This window comes from Segatella asaccharophila, assembly GCF_054687055.1.
The window spans coordinates 127487-151128 of sequence record NZ_BAACAN010000006.1; the positions used below are offsets into that span (position 1 = coordinate 127487).

The 23642-nt window shown below is 49.0% G+C and carries 18 protein-coding genes and 2 tRNA genes; 15 read left to right on the forward strand and 5 right to left on the reverse strand.

Translation table 11 applies throughout. The features are described from left to right. Positions 1-40: 40 nt before the first annotated feature. From ACYRYG_RS05460 to axeA1, 6 genes are all read left to right on the forward strand, one after another. A tRNA-Gly gene (locus tag ACYRYG_RS05460) sits at positions 41-113 on the forward strand. A gap of 19 nt (positions 114-132) precedes the next feature. Then, positions 133-218 (forward strand) — tRNA-Leu (locus ACYRYG_RS05465). Positions 219-274: 56 nt separating this feature from the next. Further along, positions 275-1282 carry a DUF4369 domain-containing protein gene (locus ACYRYG_RS05470; RefSeq protein WP_293424508.1) on the forward strand — a complete coding sequence of 336 codons (1008 nt, stop codon included), beginning with the start codon at positions 275-277 and terminating at the stop codon, positions 1280-1282. A gap of 43 nt (positions 1283-1325) precedes the next feature. Further along, positions 1326-2879, forward strand: a complete 1554-nt coding sequence (locus tag ACYRYG_RS05475; RefSeq protein WP_293418365.1) for a YifB family Mg chelatase-like AAA ATPase — start codon at positions 1326-1328, stop codon at positions 2877-2879. A 219-nt stretch (positions 2880-3098) separates the two neighbouring features. After that, positions 3099-5162: a methionine--tRNA ligase gene (metG, locus tag ACYRYG_RS05480; RefSeq protein ID WP_293424504.1), complete on the forward strand. Its 2064-nt coding sequence runs from the start codon at positions 3099-3101 to the stop codon at positions 5160-5162. A 73-nt stretch (positions 5163-5235) separates the two neighbouring features. Next, positions 5236-6624: an acetylxylan esterase AxeA1 gene (gene axeA1, locus ACYRYG_RS05485; RefSeq protein WP_294730134.1), complete on the forward strand. Its 1389-nt coding sequence runs from the start codon at positions 5236-5238 to the stop codon at positions 6622-6624. Between the two features lie 113 nt (positions 6625-6737). On the opposite strand, the gene rbr is transcribed toward axeA1, so the two are convergent. Next, on the reverse strand, positions 6738-7280 hold the full coding sequence (rbr, locus tag ACYRYG_RS05490; protein ID WP_293418371.1) for a rubrerythrin: 543 nt from the start codon (positions 7278-7280) through the stop codon (positions 6738-6740). A 288-nt stretch (positions 7281-7568) separates the two neighbouring features. Continuing rightward, a complete protein-coding gene (locus ACYRYG_RS05495) occupies positions 7569-9857 on the reverse strand; it encodes a polyribonucleotide nucleotidyltransferase (protein ID WP_293418373.1) in 2289 nt (762 codons plus the stop codon). 426 nt (positions 9858-10283) lie between these two features. Between ACYRYG_RS05495 and ACYRYG_RS05500 the strand changes: the two genes are divergently transcribed. The 9 genes from ACYRYG_RS05500 to ACYRYG_RS05540 all read left to right on the forward strand — a co-directional run bounded on the left by ACYRYG_RS05500 (position 10284) and on the right by ACYRYG_RS05540 (position 20744). Next, entirely contained in the window at positions 10284-11465 is a 1182-nt protein-coding gene (locus ACYRYG_RS05500) for a DUF4369 domain-containing protein (protein ID WP_293424500.1), read from the forward strand. Between the two features lie 33 nt (positions 11466-11498). Further along, positions 11499-12932 (forward strand): sialate O-acetylesterase, encoded by a 1434-nt coding sequence (locus ACYRYG_RS05505; protein ID WP_293443510.1) that lies wholly within the window; start codon positions 11499-11501, stop codon positions 12930-12932. 22 nt (positions 12933-12954) lie between these two features. Beyond that, positions 12955-13467 (forward strand): NUDIX hydrolase, encoded by a 513-nt coding sequence (locus tag ACYRYG_RS05510; protein ID WP_293419020.1) that lies wholly within the window; start codon positions 12955-12957, stop codon positions 13465-13467. A gap of 443 nt (positions 13468-13910) precedes the next feature. Beyond that, positions 13911-16247, forward strand: coding sequence for a type I DNA topoisomerase (topA, locus tag ACYRYG_RS05515; RefSeq protein WP_460197805.1), 2337 nt, complete (start codon positions 13911-13913; stop codon positions 16245-16247). Between the two features lie 40 nt (positions 16248-16287). Further along, entirely contained in the window at positions 16288-16812 is a 525-nt protein-coding gene (locus ACYRYG_RS05520) for a shikimate kinase (protein WP_293419027.1), read from the forward strand. A gap of 53 nt (positions 16813-16865) precedes the next feature. Beyond that, the gene (gene speA, locus ACYRYG_RS05525) at positions 16866-18758 is read left to right on the forward strand and encodes a biosynthetic arginine decarboxylase (protein WP_293419030.1); all 1893 of its coding nucleotides are present in this window, start codon (positions 16866-16868) and stop codon (positions 18756-18758) included. Positions 18759-18848: 90 nt separating this feature from the next. Continuing rightward, positions 18849-19625 (forward strand): acetylglutamate kinase, encoded by a 777-nt coding sequence (argB, locus tag ACYRYG_RS05530; protein ID WP_293419033.1) that lies wholly within the window; start codon positions 18849-18851, stop codon positions 19623-19625. Between the two features lie 125 nt (positions 19626-19750). After that, positions 19751-20266 (forward strand): RNA polymerase sigma factor, encoded by a 516-nt coding sequence (locus tag ACYRYG_RS05535; protein WP_293419036.1) that lies wholly within the window; start codon positions 19751-19753, stop codon positions 20264-20266. Then, positions 20256-20744, forward strand: coding sequence for a pyruvate ferredoxin oxidoreductase (locus ACYRYG_RS05540; RefSeq protein ID WP_293443513.1), 489 nt, complete (start codon positions 20256-20258; stop codon positions 20742-20744). The genes ACYRYG_RS05535 and ACYRYG_RS05540 overlap by 11 nt, the downstream gene beginning before the upstream one ends. 458 nt (positions 20745-21202) lie before the next feature. On the opposite strand, the gene ACYRYG_RS05545 is transcribed toward ACYRYG_RS05540, so the two are convergent. From ACYRYG_RS05545 to ACYRYG_RS05555, 3 genes are read right to left on the reverse strand one after another with little or no spacing between them, the layout of a single operon-like run. After that, complete coding sequence (locus ACYRYG_RS05545; RefSeq protein ID WP_293419042.1) at positions 21203-22027, reverse strand: CPBP family intramembrane glutamic endopeptidase; 825 nt, start codon at positions 22025-22027, stop codon at positions 21203-21205. Continuing rightward, a complete protein-coding gene (locus ACYRYG_RS05550; protein WP_293419045.1) occupies positions 22020-22973 on the reverse strand; it encodes a bifunctional riboflavin kinase/FAD synthetase in 954 nt (317 codons plus the stop codon). The genes ACYRYG_RS05545 and ACYRYG_RS05550 overlap by 8 nt, the downstream gene beginning before the upstream one ends. Positions 22974-22988: 15 nt before the next feature. Next, positions 22989-23624, reverse strand: a complete 636-nt coding sequence (locus tag ACYRYG_RS05555) for an HAD family hydrolase (protein WP_293419048.1) — start codon at positions 23622-23624, stop codon at positions 22989-22991. Positions 23625-23642: the final 18 nt, after the last annotated feature.

Sequence of the window (23642 nt, forward strand, 5' to 3'; positions counted from 1 at the left end):
ATCTTTGCAATCGTTATGTGATATTCAGGTATGACGAGAGGCGGCAATAGCTCAGTTGGTAGAGCGCGACCTTGCCAAGGTCGAGGTCGCGGGTCCGAGTCCCGTTTGCCGCTCACATTCCCGATTCCGGGAGCCGCAATGGTGGAATTGGTAGACACGAGGGACTTAAAATCCCTTGGCCAGAAATGGCTGTACGGGTTCGAGTCCCGTTCGCGGCACTTCTTAAATCATCAACTAAAGATCCCTGTTTTCAAGGATCAGTGAGGGTAAATACATGAGACGAGCAGCATACACCCTTTTCTTTATTCTGACCTGCTTGCTCACCTCCTGCGGTGTGAGCAAGGGTCACTTCAAATTAGAAGGCCGCATCCTTCATATCAATCAGGGGGAGTTGTACGTTTACAGCCTGGACGGAGGCACCATCGGGATGGATACCATCAAGATTCAGGGCGGACGTTTCGCTTACGAGATTCCTCTGAAGGAAAAAGCCATATTGATGCTCGTTTTCCCCAATTTTTCCCAGCAGCCTATTTTCGCCCAATCCGGAAAGTCCGTTGAGATCAGTGCTGATGCGTCCAAATTAAAAGAGATGAAAGTCACCGGGACAAAAGATAATCAACTGATGACCAGTTTCCGGCAAGAAATCGAAAATGCTTCCCCACCGCAGGCCAAGCACTATGCAGAGCAGTTTATCAAGGATCATCCCACCTCCCAGGTGGGTACCTACCTCGTTCAGAAATATTTTATCCAGGACCCACAGCCTGACTACACCAAAGCGATGAATTTGACGGGGCTGATGCTGAGAGCCCAAGGGAAAAATGGGACACTGGTCCGTATCCGGGAAAAGATCAGCAGTCTTGAAGCTACACAGGCAGGACGCCAACTGCCCCGTTTTAAGGCCACAGACATGAACGGTGGTGCTGTCACAAGCACCACTCTTGCGCATTCCCCATACGCCATGATCATCGTCTGGGCCACGTGGAATGACGAGAGTCAGCAGATGTTGCGGCAAGTCAATGCCTTCCGCCGCCGTAGTGGCGGTAAACTGCAAGTAGTCAGCATCTCCATTGATGCCAGCAGGCAGGACTGTACAAATTCCCTGAAGAATGACACCATCTCATGGCCCAATATCTGGGACGGGCAGATGCTCGAAAACAAGACCCTGCTGAAGTTGGGGCTCACTGATGTTCCCGATAACCTGCTATTGAAAAGAGGCCGTGTCATCGCACGCGGCATCAAGATCAGTCAGATCAACAGCCAACTCAAGAAACTGGTAAAATGATCTTAACAGGCCGGAATGGTCTGGAAAAAGTTGCCTTATATCTATGCTTATAAAAACATTCTGTGCCGCGGTCAACGGACTTGAAGTGACCACGGTAACCATCGAAGTCAGTATTACAAGAGGTGTACAGTTTCATCTCACCGGTCTGGGAGATGAAGCTGTAAGAGAAAGCCGCGACCGCATCGCTGCCGCCTTGCAATACAACGGATTCAAGTTTCCCATCGCAGACATTACCATTAATATGGCTCCGGCAGACCTGAAGAAGGAAGGCAGCAGCTTCGACCTCCCCCTGGCCATCGGAATTCTCGCCGCCAATGAGAACATGAGTGGTGACCGGCTGAAGGACTATATGCTTGTGGGAGAATTGAGCCTTGACGGGAAGCTCCAGCCCGTCAAGGGAGCACTGCCCATTGCCATCAAAGCCCGGGCAGAACATTTCAAGGGTCTGATCCTACCCCGCCAGAATGTCCGGGAAGCGGCTGTAGTCAACCACCTGGACGTCTACGGGATGGATCATATCATGGAAGTGATCCGATTTCTAGACGGGCAGCAGGACATTGAACCAACCATCATTGACACCCGGAAAGAATTTTATGAGAACCAAAGTCATTTTGACCTCGACTACGCAGACGTCCGCGGGCAGGAAAGCGTAAAGCGTGCCCTGGAAGTAGCTGCCGCAGGAGGACATAACCTTATTATGATCGGCCCCCCGGGGAGCGGTAAGTCGATGATGGCCAAGCGGCTGCCCTCCATCCTTCCACCCCTGTCACTCGCCGAGAGTCTGGAGACGACCCAGATCCATTCCATTGCCGGGAAACTGGGGCGTCAGATCTCCCTCATCTCCCAACGGCCTTTCCGCTCCCCCCATCACACCATTTCAGAAGTTGCCCTTGTCGGCGGAGGCACTAACCCGATGCCCGGAGAGATCTCCCTGGCACACAACGGAGTACTCTTCTGTGATGAACTGCCGGAGTTTAACAAGCACACCCTGGAAGTCCTGCGGCAGCCCCTGGAAGACCGGACCATCACCATCAGCCGGTCCAAGTATACCATCACCTATCCCTGTTCGTTCATGTTCGTAGCCAGCATGAATCCCTGCCCCTGCGGCTATTACGGTGATCCCACCCACCACTGCGTATGTACTCCAGGACAGATCCAGCGCTATATGAACAAGATCAGCGGGCCACTGCTGGACCGGATAGACATCCAGTGCTCCATCACCCCGGTGCCCTTTCAGGAAATCAGCAAGGCTGCCCCGGGAGAGCCCAGCGCAGAGATCCGCAGGCGCGTCATCGCCGCCCGTGCCATCCAGACCGAACGGTTCACGGATGTCCCCGGCATACATTGCAATGCCCAGATGAGTGAACGGATGATCCATCAGTATGCTGAGCCAGATGAAGAAGGACTGGCCCTGCTGCGTACGGCCATGGACAAACTCAGCCTCAGCGCCCGTGCTTACAGCAGGATTCTGAAGGTTGCCCGGACCATTGCCGACTTAGGGTCAAGTGAGACCGTCAGACCCGAGCATCTGGCAGAAGCGATCTCCTACCGCGAGTTAGACCGGGGGGACTGGGCAGAAAGAGGCTTCTCCCTTTGACCAGACAAGAGAGGGCCAGGGATAAGTCCCCTTCTCCTGACCTCCCCCTTCACATTCCAGGAAACGCTCTCCCCTCTGTCAGAGGACTTTACACAATGATAGCCTTTATCCCGGCATGGCACTCCACTTCTTCTCCATGCCCGCAAAAAACAATCAATTTATTTTGTTCTCCGCCCAATTTATAGTAATTTTGCACAAAAGAGTAAAAAAGATAAGTTCATGGAAGAAAAGAAATTCAAGCGTACCCTCGTGACGGCGGCACTCCCCTACGCCAACGGCGGTGTGCATATCGGTCATCTGGCCGGTGTTTACGTCCCCGCAGATATTTATGTAAGGTATCTCCGTCTGAAGAAGCAGGAGGTCTGCTTCATCGGAGGAAGTGATGAGCATGGTGTACCCATCACCATACGTGCCAAGAAGGAAGGCTGCTCGCCTCAGAATATCTGCGACCGTTACCATCGGCTGATCAAAGATTCCTTCCAGGAATTCGGCATCAGTTTTGACATCTACAGTCGTACGACCTCAAAAATCCACAACCAGTTTGCCAGCGATTTCTTCAGGAAACTGTATGATGATGGCAAGTTGATTGAGAAAGAGAGCGAACAATATTATGACGAAGAGGCCCATCAGTTTCTCGCCGACCGCTATATCATGGGGGAATGTCCCCATTGCCATAACAAGAACGCCTACGGCGACCAGTGTGAAGCCTGCGGCAGTGACCTGAGTCCGATGGAACTGATCAACCCGCATTCGACCATCAGCGGCAGCAAACCGGTCCTCAAGAAGACCAAAAACTGGTACCTGCCGCTGAACGAATATCAGGCTTGGTTGAAGAAATGGATACTGGAAGGCCATAAGGAATGGCGGTCCAACGTGTACGGCCAATGCAAGAGTTGGCTGGATATGGACCTCCAGCCACGAGCCATGACCCGTGACCTCGACTGGGGAATTCCTGTGCCTATCAAGGGCGCAGAGGGAAAAGTCCTCTATGTCTGGTTTGACGCTCCTATCGGTTACATCAGTAACACGGTAGAGCTCTGTCAGAAAGAGCCTGAGAAGTTTGGCAACTGGGAAAAATGGTGGAAGGACCCCGATACCCGCCTGATCCATTTCATCGGCAAGGACAACATCGTCTTCCACTGCCTGATCTTCCCGACGATGCTGAAGGCCCACGGCGGCTATATCCTGCCGGATAACGTGCCTGCAAACGAATTCCTGAACCTGGAGAACCAGAAAATCTCCACCTCCCGCAACTGGGCTGTCTGGCTGGATGAATACCTGAAGGATTTCCCCGGCAAGCAGGATGTCCTGAGATATGTTCTCACGGCCAATGCCCCGGAGACGAAAGACAATAACTTCACCTGGAAGGATTTCCAGGAACGAAACAATTCTGAGCTCGTGGCCATCTATGGCAACTTCGTCAACCGTGCCCTCCAACTGACCAAGAAATACTGGGACGGCGTCGTCCCTGAATGCGGCGTACTGCAGGAAGTAGACCAAAGAACGATCAGGGAATTCAAGGATGTACAGGAGAAAATGGAAGGTTACCTGGACCACTTCAAGTTCCGTGAAGCCCAGAAAGAAGCGATGAACCTCGCACGTATCGGCAATAAATACATTACGGAGTGTGAGCCATGGAAAGTGTGGAAAGAAGACCAGAAGCGTGTGGAGACCATTCTCTATATCTCCCTGCAACTCGTCGCTAACCTCGCCATTGCCTTCGAACCATTCCTGCCGTTCTCCTCTGAAAAACTCCGCAAGATGATCGGTATGGAGCACTTCGAATGGAACCAACTAGGCAGCACGGACCTGCTCAAACCTGGACATCAGATCGGAGAGATCCAGCTCCTCTTTGAGAAAATTGACGACGAAGCCATCGAGGCCCAGTTGCAAAAACTGGAGAACACGAAGAAAGCCAATGAAGCCAAAGCCTATAAAGCGGAGCCAGTCAAGACCCCCTGCACTATAGAAGACTTCGACAAACTCGATATTCGCGTAGGGCATATCAAAGACTGTCAAAAGGTCAAGAAGTCCAGCAAACTCCTCCAGTTTACCATAGACGACGGGCAAGGGAAAGACCGCACCATCCTCTCAGGAATCGCCAGGTTCTATAAACCGGAAGACCTGAAAGGCAAAGATGTCCTCTTCATTGCCAATCTGCCCCCACGGAAGATGATGGGTATAGAAAGCCAGGGGATGATTCTTTCCGCACTCGATGCTGACAACCGTCTGGCCGTTACGACCATTCTGGATCAGGTCAAACCCGGGAGCAAAGTATGTTAGATGGTCTCCTGCTTCTCCTTGCAGGAAACCATTCCCAAAGGAAATATCCTTTATTTAACAATAATCATCCATCATGAAAAAAAGAAATTTACTATTTGGTTCATTTCTGCTTATAGCTCTCTCCCTGTCCGCGCAGACTGCCCGTAAGTTCACACTGAACATCACCGCAGACGGAACGTCAACACTGACCTGCTACCTGGCTGACCACCCTACGGGAAGAGCCGTTGTCGACTGTCCCGGGGGAGGTTACGTATGGCTGTCCATGGACAGCGAAGGCAACGACTGGGCCGGTTATTTCAACCAGAAGGGAATCAGCTATTTCGTGTTGAAATACCGCATGCCGAAAGGCAACCGCCAGTTGCCCGTCAGTGATGCCGAAAATGCCATGCGGCTCGTCCGTGACTCCGCCAGTCAATGGAAGATCAATCCCTACGACGTAGGCATCATGGGATTCTCCGCCGGAGGGCACCTAGCCTCTACCGTAAGCACCCACGCCGACTATGCTGCCCGTCCTGATTTCTCCCTCCTTTTCTATCCGGTCATCACGATGGGGAGAGGCACCCATGAAGGGTCGAAAGACAATTTCCTCGGACCATCACCCAATGCACAGTTAGTCAAAGCCTACTCTAACGAGAAACAGGTACGGGCACACCTCACCCCTCCTGCTGTCATCTTCCTTGCCAATGACGATGATATTGTGCCCCCCGTTGAAAACGGCGTAGCCTACTACACCGCGATGCGGGAGGCAGGCAACGACTGCTCACTCTATATCTATCCCACCGGCGGTCACGGATTCGGCTTCAATCCACACTTCACTTATCATGAACAAGTGCTGAACGACCTCTCCGAATGGCTGTCAACTCATCCCACACCACCCATGAATGCCATCCGTGTAGCCTGCATCGGCAACAGCATCACCGATGGGGCAGGCATTGACATGAGTTCAGAGAAAGGCTATCCCGCCTGTCTGCAGAAAGATCTGGGAACAGGATACCTCGTGAAGAACTTCGGGGTAAGCGGACGGACAATGCTCAACAGGGGCGATCATCCCTACATGAAAGAGTTAGCGTGGAAGGATGCCCTGGCATTTGACCCCGAGATCGTTATCATAAAATTAGGCACCAACGACTCCAAGCCGGAGAACTGGCGTTATGGTCAGGATTTCAGGAAAGACATGCAGCAGATGGTTGACTCACTCAAATCCCTGCCCAGTCATCCGACGATCTATCTTGCGACCCCTATCCCCGCATTCAAGCCGAGTTGGAACATCAATGACAGCGTCATCACGAAAGGGATCATTCCAGTGATCCGGAAGCTCGGACGGAAGAACCATTGTAAGATGCTTGACCTCCACACCTTGTTCTCCCCATACGCCAGTCTGATGCAGCAGGACGGTATCCACCCCACCGCCCAAGGTGCTGCCCAACTGGCTAAGATCATTGCCGCAGGAATAAAGGAATGAGACTGACTGATCACCAGCCGGCAGACTGCCGCAAACACAGAAAAAGGCGAACCACAGAGGTCCGCCTTTTTCATTGAATGCCTGACAGACAGGCATTCCAAACAAGGTTACAATCAATAATTTCGAGCATCAATCTCAAAGAAGCTCTGCGGATGGCCACAAACCGGGCAAACCCCAGGAGCCTTAGGACCGATTACGATATGTCCACAGTTACGGCATTTCCAGATCTTGTCACCATCCTTAGAGAAGACCACATCATGCTTGACATTATCCAGCAGCTTCAAGTAACGCTCCTCATGATGCTTCTCGATGGCACCGACCATCTCAAACTTAGCAGCGATCTCGGTGAAGCCCTCTTCACGAGCCTCCTTGGCCATACGAGGATACATATCCGTCCATTCATAGTGCTCACCGTCAGCACAAATCTGAAGATTAGTAGCGGTATCCTTCAAATCACCACCCTGAAGGTATTTATACCAGATCTTAGCATGTTCCCTCTCATTATTAGCCGTCTCCTCAAAGAGAGCGCCTATTTGCTCATACCCATCCTTACGAGCCTTGGAAGCGAAGAAAGTATACCTGTTACGCGCCTGTGATTCACCTGCGAAAGCATCCTGCAGGTTCTTTTCTGTTTTTGTACCTTTTAAGTTTTTCATAATGTTTTATTTATAATATGTATGATCGTCCCTTATCAGGACTTTGTGCAAATATATAAATAAAAAAGGAAAGGAGCAAGAAGAATATGTATAATATTTAATCTTTTTAGAATTACAAACAAAAACGGCCCCATAGTCCTATCTCACCGGTCATCGCAACTACGCTGATCAGGTTTCCCAAAGGAGGAAGGTCTCCTGTTGAAAACCAGAAAGGCCCCGCAAAACAAATATTTGCGAGGCCCTTGCTTATTTTCGTTCCGTCCTTCCCGGAGAAGGACGACGGATCAATCAATCTTCCTGATTCTCCCCATCTTCCCGTGGAGCTTCATCCTTAGGAGCTTCTGCGTGATCATGATGTTCGAACCGGCGGTGCTCATGGTACGGACGACGCTCACGATCACGGTCGCCATATTCACGGCGAGGACGGCGCTCACGTTCCACCCAGCCTTCCGGTTTAGGAAGCAATGCACGATGAGAAAGTTTGTATTTCCCGGTCTTGGAATCAATATCGATCAATTTCACTTTGATCTTATCGCCCTCATGGATACCGGCATCTTCGACCCGCTCCAGCCGTTTCCAGTCGATCTCCGAAATATGAAGGAGACCATCCTTCCCCGGCATAATCTCCACGAAACAGCCGTAAGGCATGATGGAGCGAACCGTTCCCTCATAGACCTCACCCACTTCAGGAACAGCCACGATGGATCTGATTCTGGCCAGGGCAGCATCAATGCCATCCTTATTAGGCGCAGAGACCTGAACGTGTCCCTTTCCATCCGTCTCATCGATAGTAATCGTAGCACCCGTCTCTTCCTGCATCTGCTGGATAATCTTTCCACCCGGCCCGATGACGGCACCGATAAACTCCTTCGGAATATCGAAAGCCTCGATACGAGGCACCTGCGGCTTCAATTCCTTACGCGGCTCAGGCAGAGTCTGGAGCATCTTGTCAAGGATCTGCTCACGGGCACCTTTAGCCTGCATCAGAGCCTCTTCAAGGATCTCGAAGCTCAGACCGTCACACTTGATATCCATCTGTGTAGCGGTCAATCCATCCTTCGTACCCGTAGTCTTAAAGTCCATATCTCCCAAGTGATCTTCATCACCCAGAATATCCGTGAGGATCGCATAGCGGTCACCATCCTTGATCAAGCCCATGGAAATTCCGGAAACCGGTTTCTTGATAGGTACGCCCGCATCCATCAGTGCCAGTGTACCGGCACAAACCGTAGCCATGGATGAAGAGCCGTTACTCTCAAGAATCTCAGATACCAGGCGGATCGTATAAGGGAAGTCAGAAGGAATCTGATCCTTCAGTGCACGCCATGCCAGATGTCCATGACCGATCTCACGACGGCCAACGCCACGCTGGGCTTTAGCCTCACCCGTACAGAACGGTGGGAAATTATAATGAAGGATGAAGCGTTGATAGCCTTTCTCCAAGACATTATCAATCTGCTTCTCATCCAGTTTTGTACCCAGAGTACAAGTACTCAGTGACATTGTCTCCCCACGCTGGAAGATCGCACTTCCGTGAGGCATTGGTAGAGGAGAGACCTCACACCAGATCGGCCGGATCTCATCCAGGGCACGGCCATCCATACGCTTATGAGTATCCAGGACGCTGTTACGCATGGAATCACGCTGCACGTCAGCGAAATAGCGGTCAATTTCCGCATGTTTCTCATCCAGATCCTCCTCAGAGAGATCCGTGTGAGCGGCATCATATTCCGTTACGAAATCCGTCTTGATCTTATCATACGTTTCCTCACGGTGCTTTTTGTCTGCATCACTGGCCTGAGCCTCAGCATAGCACTTGTCATAAAGTTCATCACGAACCTGTTTGCGAAGATCCTCATCATTCGTCTCATCGCAATATTCACGCTTTACATCCGTGCCGAGTTCTTTAGAAAGTTCTTCCTGAAGTTCGCACATCGGGCGTATAGCCTCCTGAGCAGCCTTGAGGGCACCGATCAGGTCCTGTTCAGAAACCTCATCCATCTCACCCTCAACCATCATGATATTCTCTTTCGTAGCACCGACCATGACATCCATATCCGACTTTGCCATTTCCTGGACAGTAGGATCAATGATATACTTGCCATCAATCCTGCCCACCCGGACCTCAGAGATCGGACATTCGATAGGAATATTTGAAGCAGCCATAGCTGCAGAGGCTGCAAATCCTGCCAGCGCGTCAGGCTGATCGACCCCATCAGCCGAGAAAAGCATCACTTGTACATAAACCTCTGTATGGAAATCAGAGGGGAAAAGTGGACGAAGGACACGGTCCACGAGGCGTGAAGTAAGGATCTCACTGTCTGACGCTTTACCTTCACGCTTGGTAAAGCCACCCGGGAAACGACCTGCGGCAGCATACTGCTCGCGATAATCTACCTGCAAAGGCATGAAATCTGTCCCCGGCACTGCTTCAGTGGCTGCACAAACGGTGGCCAGCATGACGGTCTTGCCCATTCGGAGGACAACGGCACCATCGGCCTGCTTTGCAACCTTTCCGGTTTCAATTGAGATGGTCCTGCCATCCGGCAATTGAACTGTTTTCGTAATTACGTTCATCTAAAATTTAATACTTTATTGTTTTGACTAACCTCTAAAAGACTTTACCAAAGCGTTTCTTCAGTAAAAACCGAAGCAAAGATACCTAATTTATTACTTAATAAAGAAGAAAAGCGTATTTATTTATGTTTATTATCGGAAAATGACATCAATTATGTTCCCAGCAAGAGCAATACTGTCTTTTCACAAAGAAAATCCTGTCCGGTCAACAGAAGGAGGCTTACAGGAAAGAATCCGATCAAAAAAGTCATTTTTCAGAAGCACGCATTCTTGAAATTAGTCCCAGGCATGAGAAAAATGCAAGAATAATTTTGTAATCTGCTGCATTTACAGTAAATTTGCAAGAATAATCGACCCAACTCCAGGAGTTGGGAAGAAGGGCACAGTGAACGATTCCGGTGCAGATGAACACAATAAAACCTGAAAATGAAAATAGCTAAGTTCTTTACCACAATTGTCCTCGTCGGAGCAGCTCTGGCAGTCACCTCCTGTTCAAGCAAGAAATTCCATATAGAAGGCAATATCACAAATGCCAAAGACTCGATGCTGTATCTGGAGAACATCAGTCTGAACGGGCCGGTAAAAATCGACTCCATGAAACTCGATGAGAAAGGAGCCTTCGATTTTACGGAGAGTGCTGCCGACTCGGTATGTCCGAACTTCTATCGCCTGCGCATTGCCGGTCAGAGCATCAACCTTTCCATTGACTCCACAGAAACCGTTACCGTCAACGCCAGATGGCCCCAGATGTCCACACACTATACCGTCAAGGGTTCCGATGACTGTTCCCGTATCAAGGAACTTTCCCTCATGCAGATGCAGTTACAAGGGCAGATCAACGCCATTGCCCAGAACCCCTCTTTCGGTATCGACTCATCAGAAGTAGCCATCGGGAATCTCATTGACGCTTACAAGAATAAAGTAAAGATCCACTATATTTTCAAAGAGCCGATGAAGGCCTCCTCCTATTATGCCCTGTTCCAGACCGTTCAGATCGGCGGGCAGAACACCCTGATATTCAATCCGCAAGCCTCCAAGTCTGACGTCCAGGTGTTCGCCGCAGTAGCCACGAGTTGGGACACGTTTTATCCCGGTTCGCAGCGCGGCAAGAACTTGCACCAGATTGCCTTACAAGGAATGAAGAACATCCGTATCGTCGCTGCCCAGCAAGCCCAGAAACTTGCTTCCAGCCAGGTCAGCAATGCCGGGCTCATCGATCTACAGCTCCCGGACAACAAGAACCAGGTACAGACACTCTCCTCACTGAAAGGACAGGTAGTGATGCTCGATTTTCATCTCTTCGCAAGTGACCAGAGCATGCAAAGGATCATGTGGCTACGCGGCCTGTACGACAAATATCATAAAGCCGGTTTTGAGATCTACCAGGTGTCCGTAGACCCGGACGAATCTTTCTGGAGACAACAGACCGCATCTCTACCATGGATCTGTGTACGTGACCAAGGGGGAGTACAAGGACAGAGCCTGCAGGAATACAACGTGCAGACCATTCCGACTTACTTCCTCATAGACCGGAACAATGTGCTCCAGAAACGGGATGTGCAAGTCAAGAATATCGACCAAGAGATCCAGGCACTGTTGAAGCGATAACGCTACGCAAAGAATCGGTCAAGCCTTACTATCATGAACAAACCAATCTTACTGACCGGAATCCTCGCCATGATTATGGCCGGGACACAGGCAAAAGTCCGACTCCCCCATCTGCTGGGAGACGGGATGATCCTTCAGCAACAGACGGACGCACGTCTCTGGGGATGGGACCAGCCGGGGAAGACCATTCGCGTATCCCCATCCTGGACCTCGCGGAAATATACTGTCAGAACCGGAAAAGACGGCAAATGGCAGTTGACCGTCAGGACGCCGCCAGCCAGTTATACTCCCCATTCCATCACGTTTGATGACGGAGAATCCACGACCCTCAAAGGCATCCTGTCAGGCGAAGTATGGGTCTGTGCAGGACAGAGTAATATGGAGATCACCCTCAAAGGGTTTAATAATTGTCCGGTTAAAGGATATAATCAGGCTGTCCTGGGTGCCCTTCATCATCAAGGCATCCATTATGTGAAGATTCCGAGCGTGATGAGCATGAAACCTCTCGACGATGCAGACTGTATATGGAAGACCATCACCCCAAGTACCGTTGGAGACTGTTCTGCGGTGGGTTACTTTTTTGCACGACTCATCAGCAAGACACTGAATGAACCAGTAGGACTGATCATGGCCAATAAAGGAGGTACCCGCGTGGAAAGTTGGCTCGATGCCGATAATCTGAAGAGATACACCAGCGAGAGCCTGGATTCTATGACCAATGTCAGAAAATACGAAAGGAATGACTATCTCCGTCCACTGGTATGGGGGAACGGTACCTTCTGTCCTATCCTCAACTACACCGTAAAAGGTATTCTCTATTATCAGGGATGCTCGAATGTCGGTGACCCGTCAGGACAGTATGCCAAGCGCCTGGAAATACTTGTCAGCCAATGGCGGCGGGATTTCCGGCTCGGAGACATCCCCTTCTATTACGTACAGATCGCTCCCTACTTCTATGGTGACAAAAAGGGAGATGCAGGAGCCAGGTTACGGGAAGACCAATGGAAAGCATCCAAGGTAATACGCGACTGCGGGCTGGTGTGCACGGATGACTGCGTCTACCCGTACGAGAGCCAGCAGATCCATCCCTGCCAGAAAAAGCCCGTCGGAGAGCGGCTGGCCCTTCAGGCTCTGAACAAGACTTACGGAATAAAAGCCCTATGGTGTGAGAGCCCCGAGTTCAAAGACTTGAAAATCAGTCATGATACCTGTTATATCCATCTCCAGAATGATTACGGTGCGATCAGCCGATATGAGGACCTCGAAGGTTTTGAGATCGCGGGAGCGGACAAGATTTTCCATCAAGCCCATGCTTCCTATTACTGGACGAAGGGGATCATTCTCACCTGTCCGGAAGTAAAGAATCCGGTAGCCGTACGCTATGCATTCCGCAACTGGGGGTACGGTAACGTCAAGAACCGTGCCCTGCTACCCCTCTTCCCTTTCAGGACCGACAACTGGGAATGAACAGATTTTAATCACTGATAGAATGCACCCTTTAGAAAAATTCAAGTATTGTCCTGTGTGTGGCTCTTCCTGCTTTGACGTGCAAGATGAAAAGAGCAAGAAATGCAAGCACTGCGGTTTCGAATATTTTCTGAACCCCAGTGCTTCTACCGCAGCTTTTATCATCAATCAAAGGAAAGAACTTCTCGTAGAAAGAAGAGGACGGGAACCGGAAAAGGGGACGCTGGACCTTCCAGGCGGGTTTACCGATATAGGAGAAACCGCTGAAGAGGGAATTGCCCGGGAAGTTTGGGAAGAGACTCACCTTAAACTCACCTCCACACAATATCTTTTCAGTTTGCCCAATATTTACCATTATTCAGGCATGGATATTCCCACACTTGACTTTTTCTTCAAGTGTGCGATCCGTGAAGGTCAGAGTCCCAAAGCTTCAGATGATGCGGCAGAACTGATATGGATACCGCTGAATGATTTGCACATAGACCAGTTTGGCCTGTCTTCTATCCGTCAGGCACTCCACCGGTTGCTGGATTAGCCGCGAACCGAACAAAACGATCTTTTCCTGCAAGTGCACCGTCTTCTTTATCCGACGTGCAAATGCAAGAAAGGATTTTCTATTCATGAAAACCAGACGATTTTCTGTTTTCTTCCATCTTCTCCCAGCTGCAATAGTTAATAGTTATAAATTACGCCTAAAAACATTAAAAAACGAAAAAAATAATTTTATATAATAAGGTATAAGCCAAAACTTTGCTTATTTTTGCGCCCAAAATGAGACCTGTCAGCAAATGACAGACATCTGAGATCATTTCCGGCATTCTGCAAACAGTTTAAGGTAAAAAATCAACGACAAAAACGGTCTCAGAAATTGTGAATTTAATCTTGGAACAAAATCAGGAAGGAGAAGGCGAAGTGAGGAAAATCAGGCTTTCTGATCTATCTCACAAAAGCCATTATAAAACAATTAAAGAGCGAGATATGCAAGAAAATTTGGTTATCGTCGAGAGTCCCGCAAAAGCCCGGACCATCGAGAAGTTTTTAGGGAAAGACTACAAGGTAATGTCCTCTTACGGCCATATCCGTGACCTCAAGAAGAAAGAGCTCAGTATAGATAAGAAGACGATGGACCCTACCTACGAGATTCCGCCGGAAAAGAAAAAACTCGTAGCAGACTTGAAAGCAAACGTCAAAGATGCCAGGAAAGTATGGCTGGCATCTGATGAGGATCGTGAAGGAGAAGCCATCTCCTGGCATCTGTGTGAAGTATTGGGCCTGGATGAGGGCAAGACCAGCAGGATCGTATTCCATGAAATTACTAAACCTGCCATAATAGAAGCCATCAAGCACCCCCGCCATCTGGATATGAACCTGGTCAACGCCCAGCAGGCACGTCGCGTCCTGGACCGACTGGTAGGATTCAAACTCTCCCCCGTACTCTGGAGGAAAGTAAAACCTGCACTGAGTGCCGGCCGTGTCCAGAGTGTAGCCGTCAGACTGATCGTAGAACGGGAGAGAGAAATACAGAAATTCCAGAGCGAGCCTTATTATCGTGTCAACGCCATCTTTGCCCTTATCAGTCCTGATGGCAGCGCCTCCGAAGTAAAAGCTGAATTGAACAAACGCTTTAAGAAACACGAAGAGGTGTTAAAGTTTCTGGACCTTTGCAAGAATGCCACTTTCTCCGTGGAAGAGGTAACCAAGAAACCATTAAAGCGTACGCCAGCACCTCCTTTTACTACATCAACCTTACAGCAGGAAGCCGCCCGCAAACTCGGATTTACGGTCAGTCAGACCATGATGGTAGCCCAGCGGCTGTATGAAAGCGGGCAGATCACCTATATGCGAACCGATAGTGTCAACCTCTCCAGCCTGGCCATCAATACCAGCAAGGATGAGATCATCAAACTCTACGGAAAGGAATACAGCAAGCCCCGCAATTATGTCACTCACTCCAAGGGAGCCCAGGAAGCCCATGAGGCCATCCGCCCCACTTTTATGAGTAATGCAGAAATAGATGGCACCTCCCAGGAACGCCGCCTCTACGACCTGATCTGGAAACGTACGGCAGCCTCCCAGATGGCCGACGCACACATAGAGAAGACTACCGCAGGTATCTCCCTCAGCAACGCCAAGGAAAAATTTATTGCTAACGGGGAAGTCATTGCTTTCGACGGATTTTTGAAAGTTTATCATGAATCCACTGATGACGAGGACAACAGTGCCGAAGATTATGTTCACAGCCTGCCCATCATGAAAGTCGGTGACCAACTAGAACGCCGTGAAGTTTCCGCCACTGAACGTTTCTCCCAGGCGCCGTTACGTTACACGGAAGCCTCACTGGTGAAGAAACTCGAAGAACTGGGCATCGGGCGTCCTTCTACATACGCCCCGACCATCTCTACCATCCAGCAACGCGGCTACGTGCAGAAAGGAGACCAGCCCGGCAAGGAACGCAACTACACAATAGACTCTTTGAAAGGGCTGCAGGTCAGCCAAAGGACGAAAACGGAGATGACAGGATCAGAAAAAGGCAAACTCGTCCCTACGGATGTAGGAATCGTCGTCAATGACTTTCTGATGAAAAACTTCCCGGAAATCATGGACTATAATTTCACCGCCAAGGTAGAACACCAGTTTGACCGCATCGCTGACGGGAAGGAAGAATGGCACACGATGATGAAAGATTTCGACAAGAAATTCGAACCCACCGTCACCGAGGTGATGAACGCCCGTAACGAGCATAAGGCCGGCGAGCGCCAACTGGGCATTGATCCCAAGAGCGGGAAGCCTGTATTTGTCAAGATCGGACGTTATGGCCCTGTCGTACAGATCGGCTCAGCCGAAGATAAGGAAAAACCACGTTTTTCCCAGATTCCAAAAGACAAGAGCATGGAGACGCTGACCCTCAGTGAAGCCCTGGATCTCTTCAAACTGCCACGGACAATAGGAGACTATGAGGGTACCCCCGTCACGATCGGTGCAGGACGGTTCGGCCCATATATCCTTCACAACAAGAAATATGTATCCATTCCAAAGGCAGACAATCCAATGACCATCACCCTGGATACCGCTGTCAGCCTCATTGAGGCCAAACGCGAAGCAGATAAAAAGCGTCATCTGAAATCATTTGATGAAGTCCCCGGACTGGAAGTCCTCAACGGACGTTACGGTCCTTACATCTCCTACGAGAGCAAGAACTACCGCATCCCGAAGGACCTTCATGACAAGGCAGCAGAACTGACCTCCGCACAATGTATGGATATTATCAAGAATGCTCCAGAGCCCCGTACGAAAACCCGGAAAGTCAAGAAGTAATACGAAGATGAAAGACGGAACGGATGAGTAAGGCGAACGAATGAAAAGAATCATCATCATCGGATATATGGGTGCAGGAAAGACTACTGTAGGCAAAGCACTTGCCACGGACCTGAACCGCCAGTTCTACGATCTGGACTGGTATATTGAAAGCAGGATGCGGAAAACGGTCAAACAACTCTTTGATGAACGTGGAGAGACCGGTTTCAGGCAGATTGAACATAACATGCTTCACGAGGTAGCCGAATTTGACCAGGTAATACTGAGTTGCGGCGGAGGCACCCCTTGTTTCTTTGATAATATGGACTATCTGAACCATCAAGGCGAGACCATTTATCTGAAAGCCACTCCGGAAGTACTCTACCGGCATCTGAAGATGGGAAAGACAGTACGCCCGCTCCTGCTCCACAAGACCCCTGAGGAAGTCCAGACCTTTATCCGGCAGCAACTTTCTGAGCGTGAACCGTTCTATCTACAAGCTCAACATGTCCTGGACGTCAACTTGATGGACAATTACGAGAAAATCAAGATCACGGTGGACCAGTTAGAAAAAATGATAAAATAATTTTAAGTACCCGTTATCAGGAAATCTGATAAAAAACTTCTCTTTATCAAGCAATGAAAAAGTGGACGATTGAAGACTCGGAGGAACTCTATAACATCAAAGGATGGGGCACCTCTTACTTCGGCATCAACGAAAAAGGAGATGTCTATGTAACTCCTTGCAAGGACGGCACGCAGATTGATCTGCGTGATGTAATGAACGAATTGGCGCTTCGCGACGTCACGGCACCTGTCCTTCTCCGTTTTCCAGATATTCTGGACAGCCGTATCGAAAAGTTTGCAAACTGCTTTGCGAAATCAAAAAAAGAGTATGATTTCAAGGGACAGAACTATATCATCTATCCTATCAAAGTCAATCAGATGCAGCCCGTCGTAGAAGAGATCATCTCCCATGGGCAGAAATTCAACCTGGGACTGGAAGCAGGGTCAAAACCAGAACTGCATGCTGTGATTGCCGTACAGTGCCAGAGTGATTCTCTCATCATCTGCAATGGTTATAAAGACCAGAACTATATCGAGATGGCCATGCTTGCACAAAAAATGGGCAAGCATATTTTCATCGTTATTGAGAAACTGAACGAGCTCGACATTATCGCCAAGGTTGCCAAGGACTTGAATGTCAAACCCAACCTGGGCATCCGCATCAAACTTGCATCTACCGGATCAGGTAAATGGGAAGAGAGTGGCGGAGACGCTTCAAAATTCGGGTTGACTTCCTCAGAGATTCTGGAAGCCCTGAGGAAACTGGATGCGATGGGACTACACGACTGTCTCAGGTTAATTCATTTCCATATCGGCAGCCAGGTTACCAAAATCCGCCGTATTCAGGATGCCCTGCAGGAAGCCGCACAGTTCTACGTCAACCTCCATAAGATGGGCTATCATGTAGATTTTGTAGACTGCGGCGGCGGACTCGGGGTGGACTATGACGGCACTAGAAGTTCAAGCAGTGAAAGTTCCGTCAACTACTCCATTCAGGAATATGTCAATGACTGTGTCTACACCTTCGTCGACGCAGCGAACAAGAACCATATACCCCATCCGAATATCATTACGGAAAGTGGCCGCAGCCTTGCCGCACATCATTCCGTGCTGATCATCAACGTGCTGGAGACCGCCTCTCTGCCGGAAATGCCGGAAGAATTCGAGGCCAAGGAGACCGACCACCAACTCGTCAAAGACCTTTACGAAATCTGGGACAACCTGAATCCCCACTCGATGCTGGAAGACTGGCACGATGCAGAACAGATCAGAGATGATGCGCTGGAACTCTTCACCCACGGGATCATCAACCTGGAAACCAGGGCAGAGATCGAGAGTATGTACTGGAGTGTCTGCCATGAGATCAATAATATGGCCAAGACCATGAAGCATGTTCCGGATGAACTGCGCGGTCTGGACAAGATCCTGGCCGATAAATATTTCTGCAATTTCTCTCTCTTCCAAAGTCTCCCGGACAGTTGGGCTATTGACCAGCTCTTTCCAATCATGCCCATAGAAAGACTCAACGAAAAACCCACACGAAATGCGACCATACAAGACATCACCTGTGACAGTGACGGCAAGATTGCCAATTTTGTCAGCAACGATCATATCACCAATGTCCTCCCTCTCCATCCCCTGAAGAAGGGAGAGCCTTACTATCTGGGCGTATTCCTCGTGGGGGCATATCAGGAAATTTTAGGAGATATGCACAATCTCTTCGGAGATACCAATGCGGCTCATATTACCGTGAAGGACGGTCATTACAATATAGACCAGATCTATGACGGAGAGACCGTCTCAGACGTTCTAGGGTATGTGCAATACAATCCTAAGAAGCTCGTCAGGCAACTGGAACAGTGGGTCACCAAGAGCATGAAAGAAGGCAAGATCTCCCTGAAAGAGGGAAGAGAATTTCTCAATAACTATCGCAGTGGCCTCTACGGATACACCTATCTGGATTAGTCTGCCGGTCTCCTCGCTGGAAAGCACGAAGTACCGTCACCCTGCAGGAAGACCTCCCGTTTTCCAGACTACGATAAAATACTCGGAAAAATGAAGAAAGAACATCTGACAATCGTAAAAGTAGGCGGTGCCGTCGTGGAAGATCCGTCAAAATTTGAAGAATTCCTCACCTCTTTTACAGCCCTTCCCGGTCATAAAGTGCTGATCCATGGAGGAGGGCGTAGTGCTACAAAGATAGCTGCAGCCCTGGGCATCCAGAGCGAGATGGTGGAAGGCCGCCGTATCACGGATGCCAATATGTTACGAATCGTGACCATGGTCTACGGAGGTCTGGTTAACAAGAACCTGGTCGCCAGGCTACAAGCTATGGGACTCAATGCCTTAGGGCTGACAGGAGCCGATCTGGATATGATCCGCAGCCACAAACGCCCACTGGTCAACGGCATCAATTTCGGTTTCGTAGGAGACATAGAGCGGGTCAACGGTTATGCCCTGCAAAGCCTCATTGAACAAGGTATCCTGCCGGTAATAGCCCCTTTGACACACGATGGCAAGGGACAATTACTCAACACCAATGCCGATACCATCGCCGCGCAAACTGCCCAGGCCCTGGCAAGACTTTATGAGGTAACACTGGTCTACAGTTTTGAAAAAAATGGAGTACTCCGCGATCCAGAGAACAGCCACAGTGTCATCCCTAAAATTACCCGTTCTGATTTTGATCAATTCGTGAATGACGGAACCGTGGCAAAAGGGATGATTCCCAAACTTCAGAATGCGCTCAACGCCGTAGACCAAGGAGTCAAGGAAGTCATTATTACCAAATATTCAGCCTTGAACGGACACCAGGGTACTCAGATCCTTTAATAACCGGATTCTCCGGTCATTTTAAGAAAAAGGAGTAGCTCATAAGTTAATGAATATTAAAATCGAGAGAAACTGCCGATTGACTGTAACTTTCAGTTAACCGAATCGTCATTGAATTAGAGAGGATGAAAAAGATTAGCTTTCGTAACGATGTGTTGCCGCTGAAGAATCAACTCTTCAGACTGGCGTTGCGCATCACTCTCAACCGAGAAGAAGCGGAAGACATCGTGCAAGATACGCTGATCAAAGTCTGGAACAACCGGGATAGATGGGAAGAATTAGACTCTATAGAAGCTTACTGCTACACCATCACCCGCAACCTTTCCCTCGACCGCCTCAAGCGGCAGGAGAACCAGACCGCCTCACTGGATGACGATACGGTAACCGAACAGGCAGACCATTCCTCCGATCCTTCAGAGAAAATGATTCAAGAAGACCGGATGGAAAGAGTAAGAGAAATTGTAGACACCTTACCGGAGAAGCAGCGGAGTTGCATACAACTTCGTGATTTTGAAGGAAAATCCTACAAAGAGATCGCCACAATTATGGATATTACCGAAGAACAGGTAAAGGTAAATCTCTTCCGCGGACGTCAGTACATTAAAAAGAAATATCAGGAACTCGACAAATATGGACTATAAGTACATTGAACAACTTTTGGAACGCTACTGGAAGTGCGAGACTACTCTCGAAGAAGAGGAGATTCTCCGTGCGTTCTACAGCCAGAAGGATGTTCCCGATGAACTTCTTCCGTACAAGGATCTTTTCTGCTATACGCAAAAAGAAATAAAGGCGGATGTTCTGGGGGACGATTTCGATCAGAAGGTGTTGTCGAAGACAGAGGGGACGAGAACAGTTAGTGCCCGTGTGATCACCATGCGGCAACGTCTGATGCCTCTGTTCAAGGCTGCTGCCATTGTCGCTATCCTCCTGACACTGGGCAACGCAGCCCAGGTGCCGTTCCGGGAAGAAAACAAACCGGCTGCAAGCACGACAGGCCCAAAGACCGTAAGAGGTGCTTCCGTGGCCATGGGAGCGGATACTGCCGTCATGGACAGTGTCCAGCAGAGTAATGTGGTGCCTAGCACTCCTACTCCTGCCGGTACGATATTGAAATAGAATTTTTCTATGCTTTCTCTATAAAAAAATCATGTTTAGTTAAAACAACAACTCTTGAAACTGTGAAGTTTCAATTCTCTCAAATTTTTCATAACATACTAACGTAGAAAGAGGGCCGCCAATCTCGTGAGATCTGACGGCCCTTCCTCTTTTTATAGGGATCCATGCCTGCGGACAGCAGACTCCGGCTCAAATAATATTGTTGATTTTTTAACGATAAGAAAGAGTCATAGTCACTGATTCTCACGGCCATAGTCAATTGTGACCGATATGGTGTATTTTGACCCCCAAAATGGTGCATTTTGCTCCTCCATGACTATACGCCCGGAATCAGGTGTCACAGGGACTTTAAGGCCGTAGAATCAGAGGTATACTGTAAACAACAACAATATTATTTGAACCTTTTCTTTTTCATACCTGCAACTTTAGTTCTACTCCACTGCTTACGCTTACAAGGGCTAAGCCTTTTTCATTCTCATATACAACTGATAGATGCTGGGAATGAGGATGCAGAAAGAAAATACAATGCCTCCGGTCATCAGCCGAGCATTACCATGGAAAAGATCAATAAGTTTGCCGTCTTCCATCCACGGCATGAGATTAAACATGAAATAGGCGACCGTATTGTTGACCCAGTGCAGGATGACACCAGGGATAATACTATCCGTACGATAATACATCCACCCCAGCAGAAGTCCGATAGCAAAAGCATGCAGTCCCTGGGCGACATTACCATGCATAAAAGCAAAGACCAAAGCCGAAAGAGCAATCGCTCCCCAGTGCCATTTCTGATGAAAGAGTTGGAGCAGGACACGCAGGACACCTCCACGGAAGACCATTTCTTCAGCCAGAGGAGCAAAGATGCCAATAGCAATATACCCCCATGGATTCTTCATCACACTGTCAAAAAGTTGTCCGTAGTTCTCCGGCATGACCAGATTGAATTTCTCATCCAGCCATTCAGCCGGCAGGATCGTTCCCAGAGTCAGGAGGACAACCCAGATCATGACTCCCCACGGTTTGGACTGCAGGTAGGTACGTGACACCGGAGACCATTTCAAGCAAGCAAAAAGAACGATGGTGATGACACTGCTCAAGGCTGTAGTAATGGCCACCAGTGCCCCCTGACGACCAGCAGCCATCCCCTGAAGGACTAGTTGAAACGGTTGATGACTATGAACTGCCACGATTAAGGTGCCAGCCATTTCGACGATCACCTGGATCATAAAAAAAGCAATTACAAACCAAACGACATCTAAGATTCCCCGTGTTGTCTTATTCATTTTCCAAATCTTTATCAAATTGTTCATTTACCATTTTCTCATCCTCACAGAGTTGGCGCTGCAAAGCCTCAATTGTAGGAAACTTCTTATCCTCACGTATGCGGTGCATAAAACTGACGAACAGTCTTTTCCCATAGATATCTCCTTCAAAGTGGAAGATATTCACCTCCAAGGTCACCTGTTTCCCTCCAAAGGTAGGACGTGTTCCGATGTCCATCATTGCCCGCATATAAACCATTGACCCTTCGATCCGCGCCATGACGGCATAAACCCCCATTGCCGGTACGAGTTGATCATATTCCCCTGTATCCAGGTTAGCCGTCGGGAAACCCAGTTTACGTCCTTCCTGATGTCCCCGTACCACCCTTCCGAATAAAGTATAGGGATACCCCAGGCAATGATCTGCCAGTTCCACCTCCCCTTCTCTGAGTAAAGAGCGGATGACCGTAGAACTCACATTGACCCCATTCAGTACAAAGGCAGTACTTTTCACCACCTCTATGCCCAGTTGTCTGCCATATTTCACATATTCGTTAAAACCCTCAGACCGATTATGCCCGAATCGGTTATCATATCCGATATAGAGCCTTCTGACATTAAGCCGGTCACGCAATATTGTTTTCATAAAATCATAAGCCGACAAGGCAGCCATCTCCCGGTCAAAGTGAAGTACCACCGTATGATCAATTGCCGTCTTGGAGAGCAAGACGAGTTTTTCATCCAGTGTACTCAGCAACTGAGGTTGATAATCACTCTGAAGCACCTTGCGCGGATGCTGGTCAAAAGTTATCACCATCGAATCCAATCCTTCCCGGTGAGCATCATCCACCACTTGTCTGATCAGAAACTGATGGCCGCGGTGTACTCCGTCAAAGAAGCCGATGGTTGCCACGCAAGGCCTCATTTCCGGGATTTCATGACCATTCCTATAATATATCTTATCCATGATGATACTTACAACCTATTTACCCATTTCTATCCATTCCCCCAAAGAAGAGACCCAATTATGATCCTTCGTATGGTGAAAGGTCTTCAGTCCAAGTCGGGCAGCACCCTCCAGATTCACTTTCGTGTCATCGATAAAGACCGTCTCTGATGGACAGATACCTGTCTGTTGCAGTACTGTCCGGAAGATTGCCTCAGAAGGTTTGACGAGGTGCATCTGATAGGAAAGGAAACATTTTTCAAAATAATCATTCACCGTATATTTTCCATCGTTGAAAAACTCACGGACACTGAAAGTCCAGTGCATAACATTCGTATTACTGAGCAGGAAGAGATGATAGCCTTTCTGGCGCAATTGCAGCAGCCGCTCCTTTTTTATGTCCGGAATACCTGTCAGCAACTGATTCCAGGCCCACACGATATCCTCATCAGGGACCAGGCAATCAGAGACGCTGCGGACATGGTCACAGAATTGTTTTTGATTGATCGATCCCGTCTCAATATCGAAGAAAAGATCTTCCGTAAGATGGTCCTGCACATAATGAGCGATCTTCCCCGCTCCAAGTTTGGTAAAGGCATCCACACAACGCTGAACATCCAAACCGACGAGCACACCGCCCATGTCAAATATTATATTCTTAATCTGATTCATTCCTGTTTTTATTCAAAT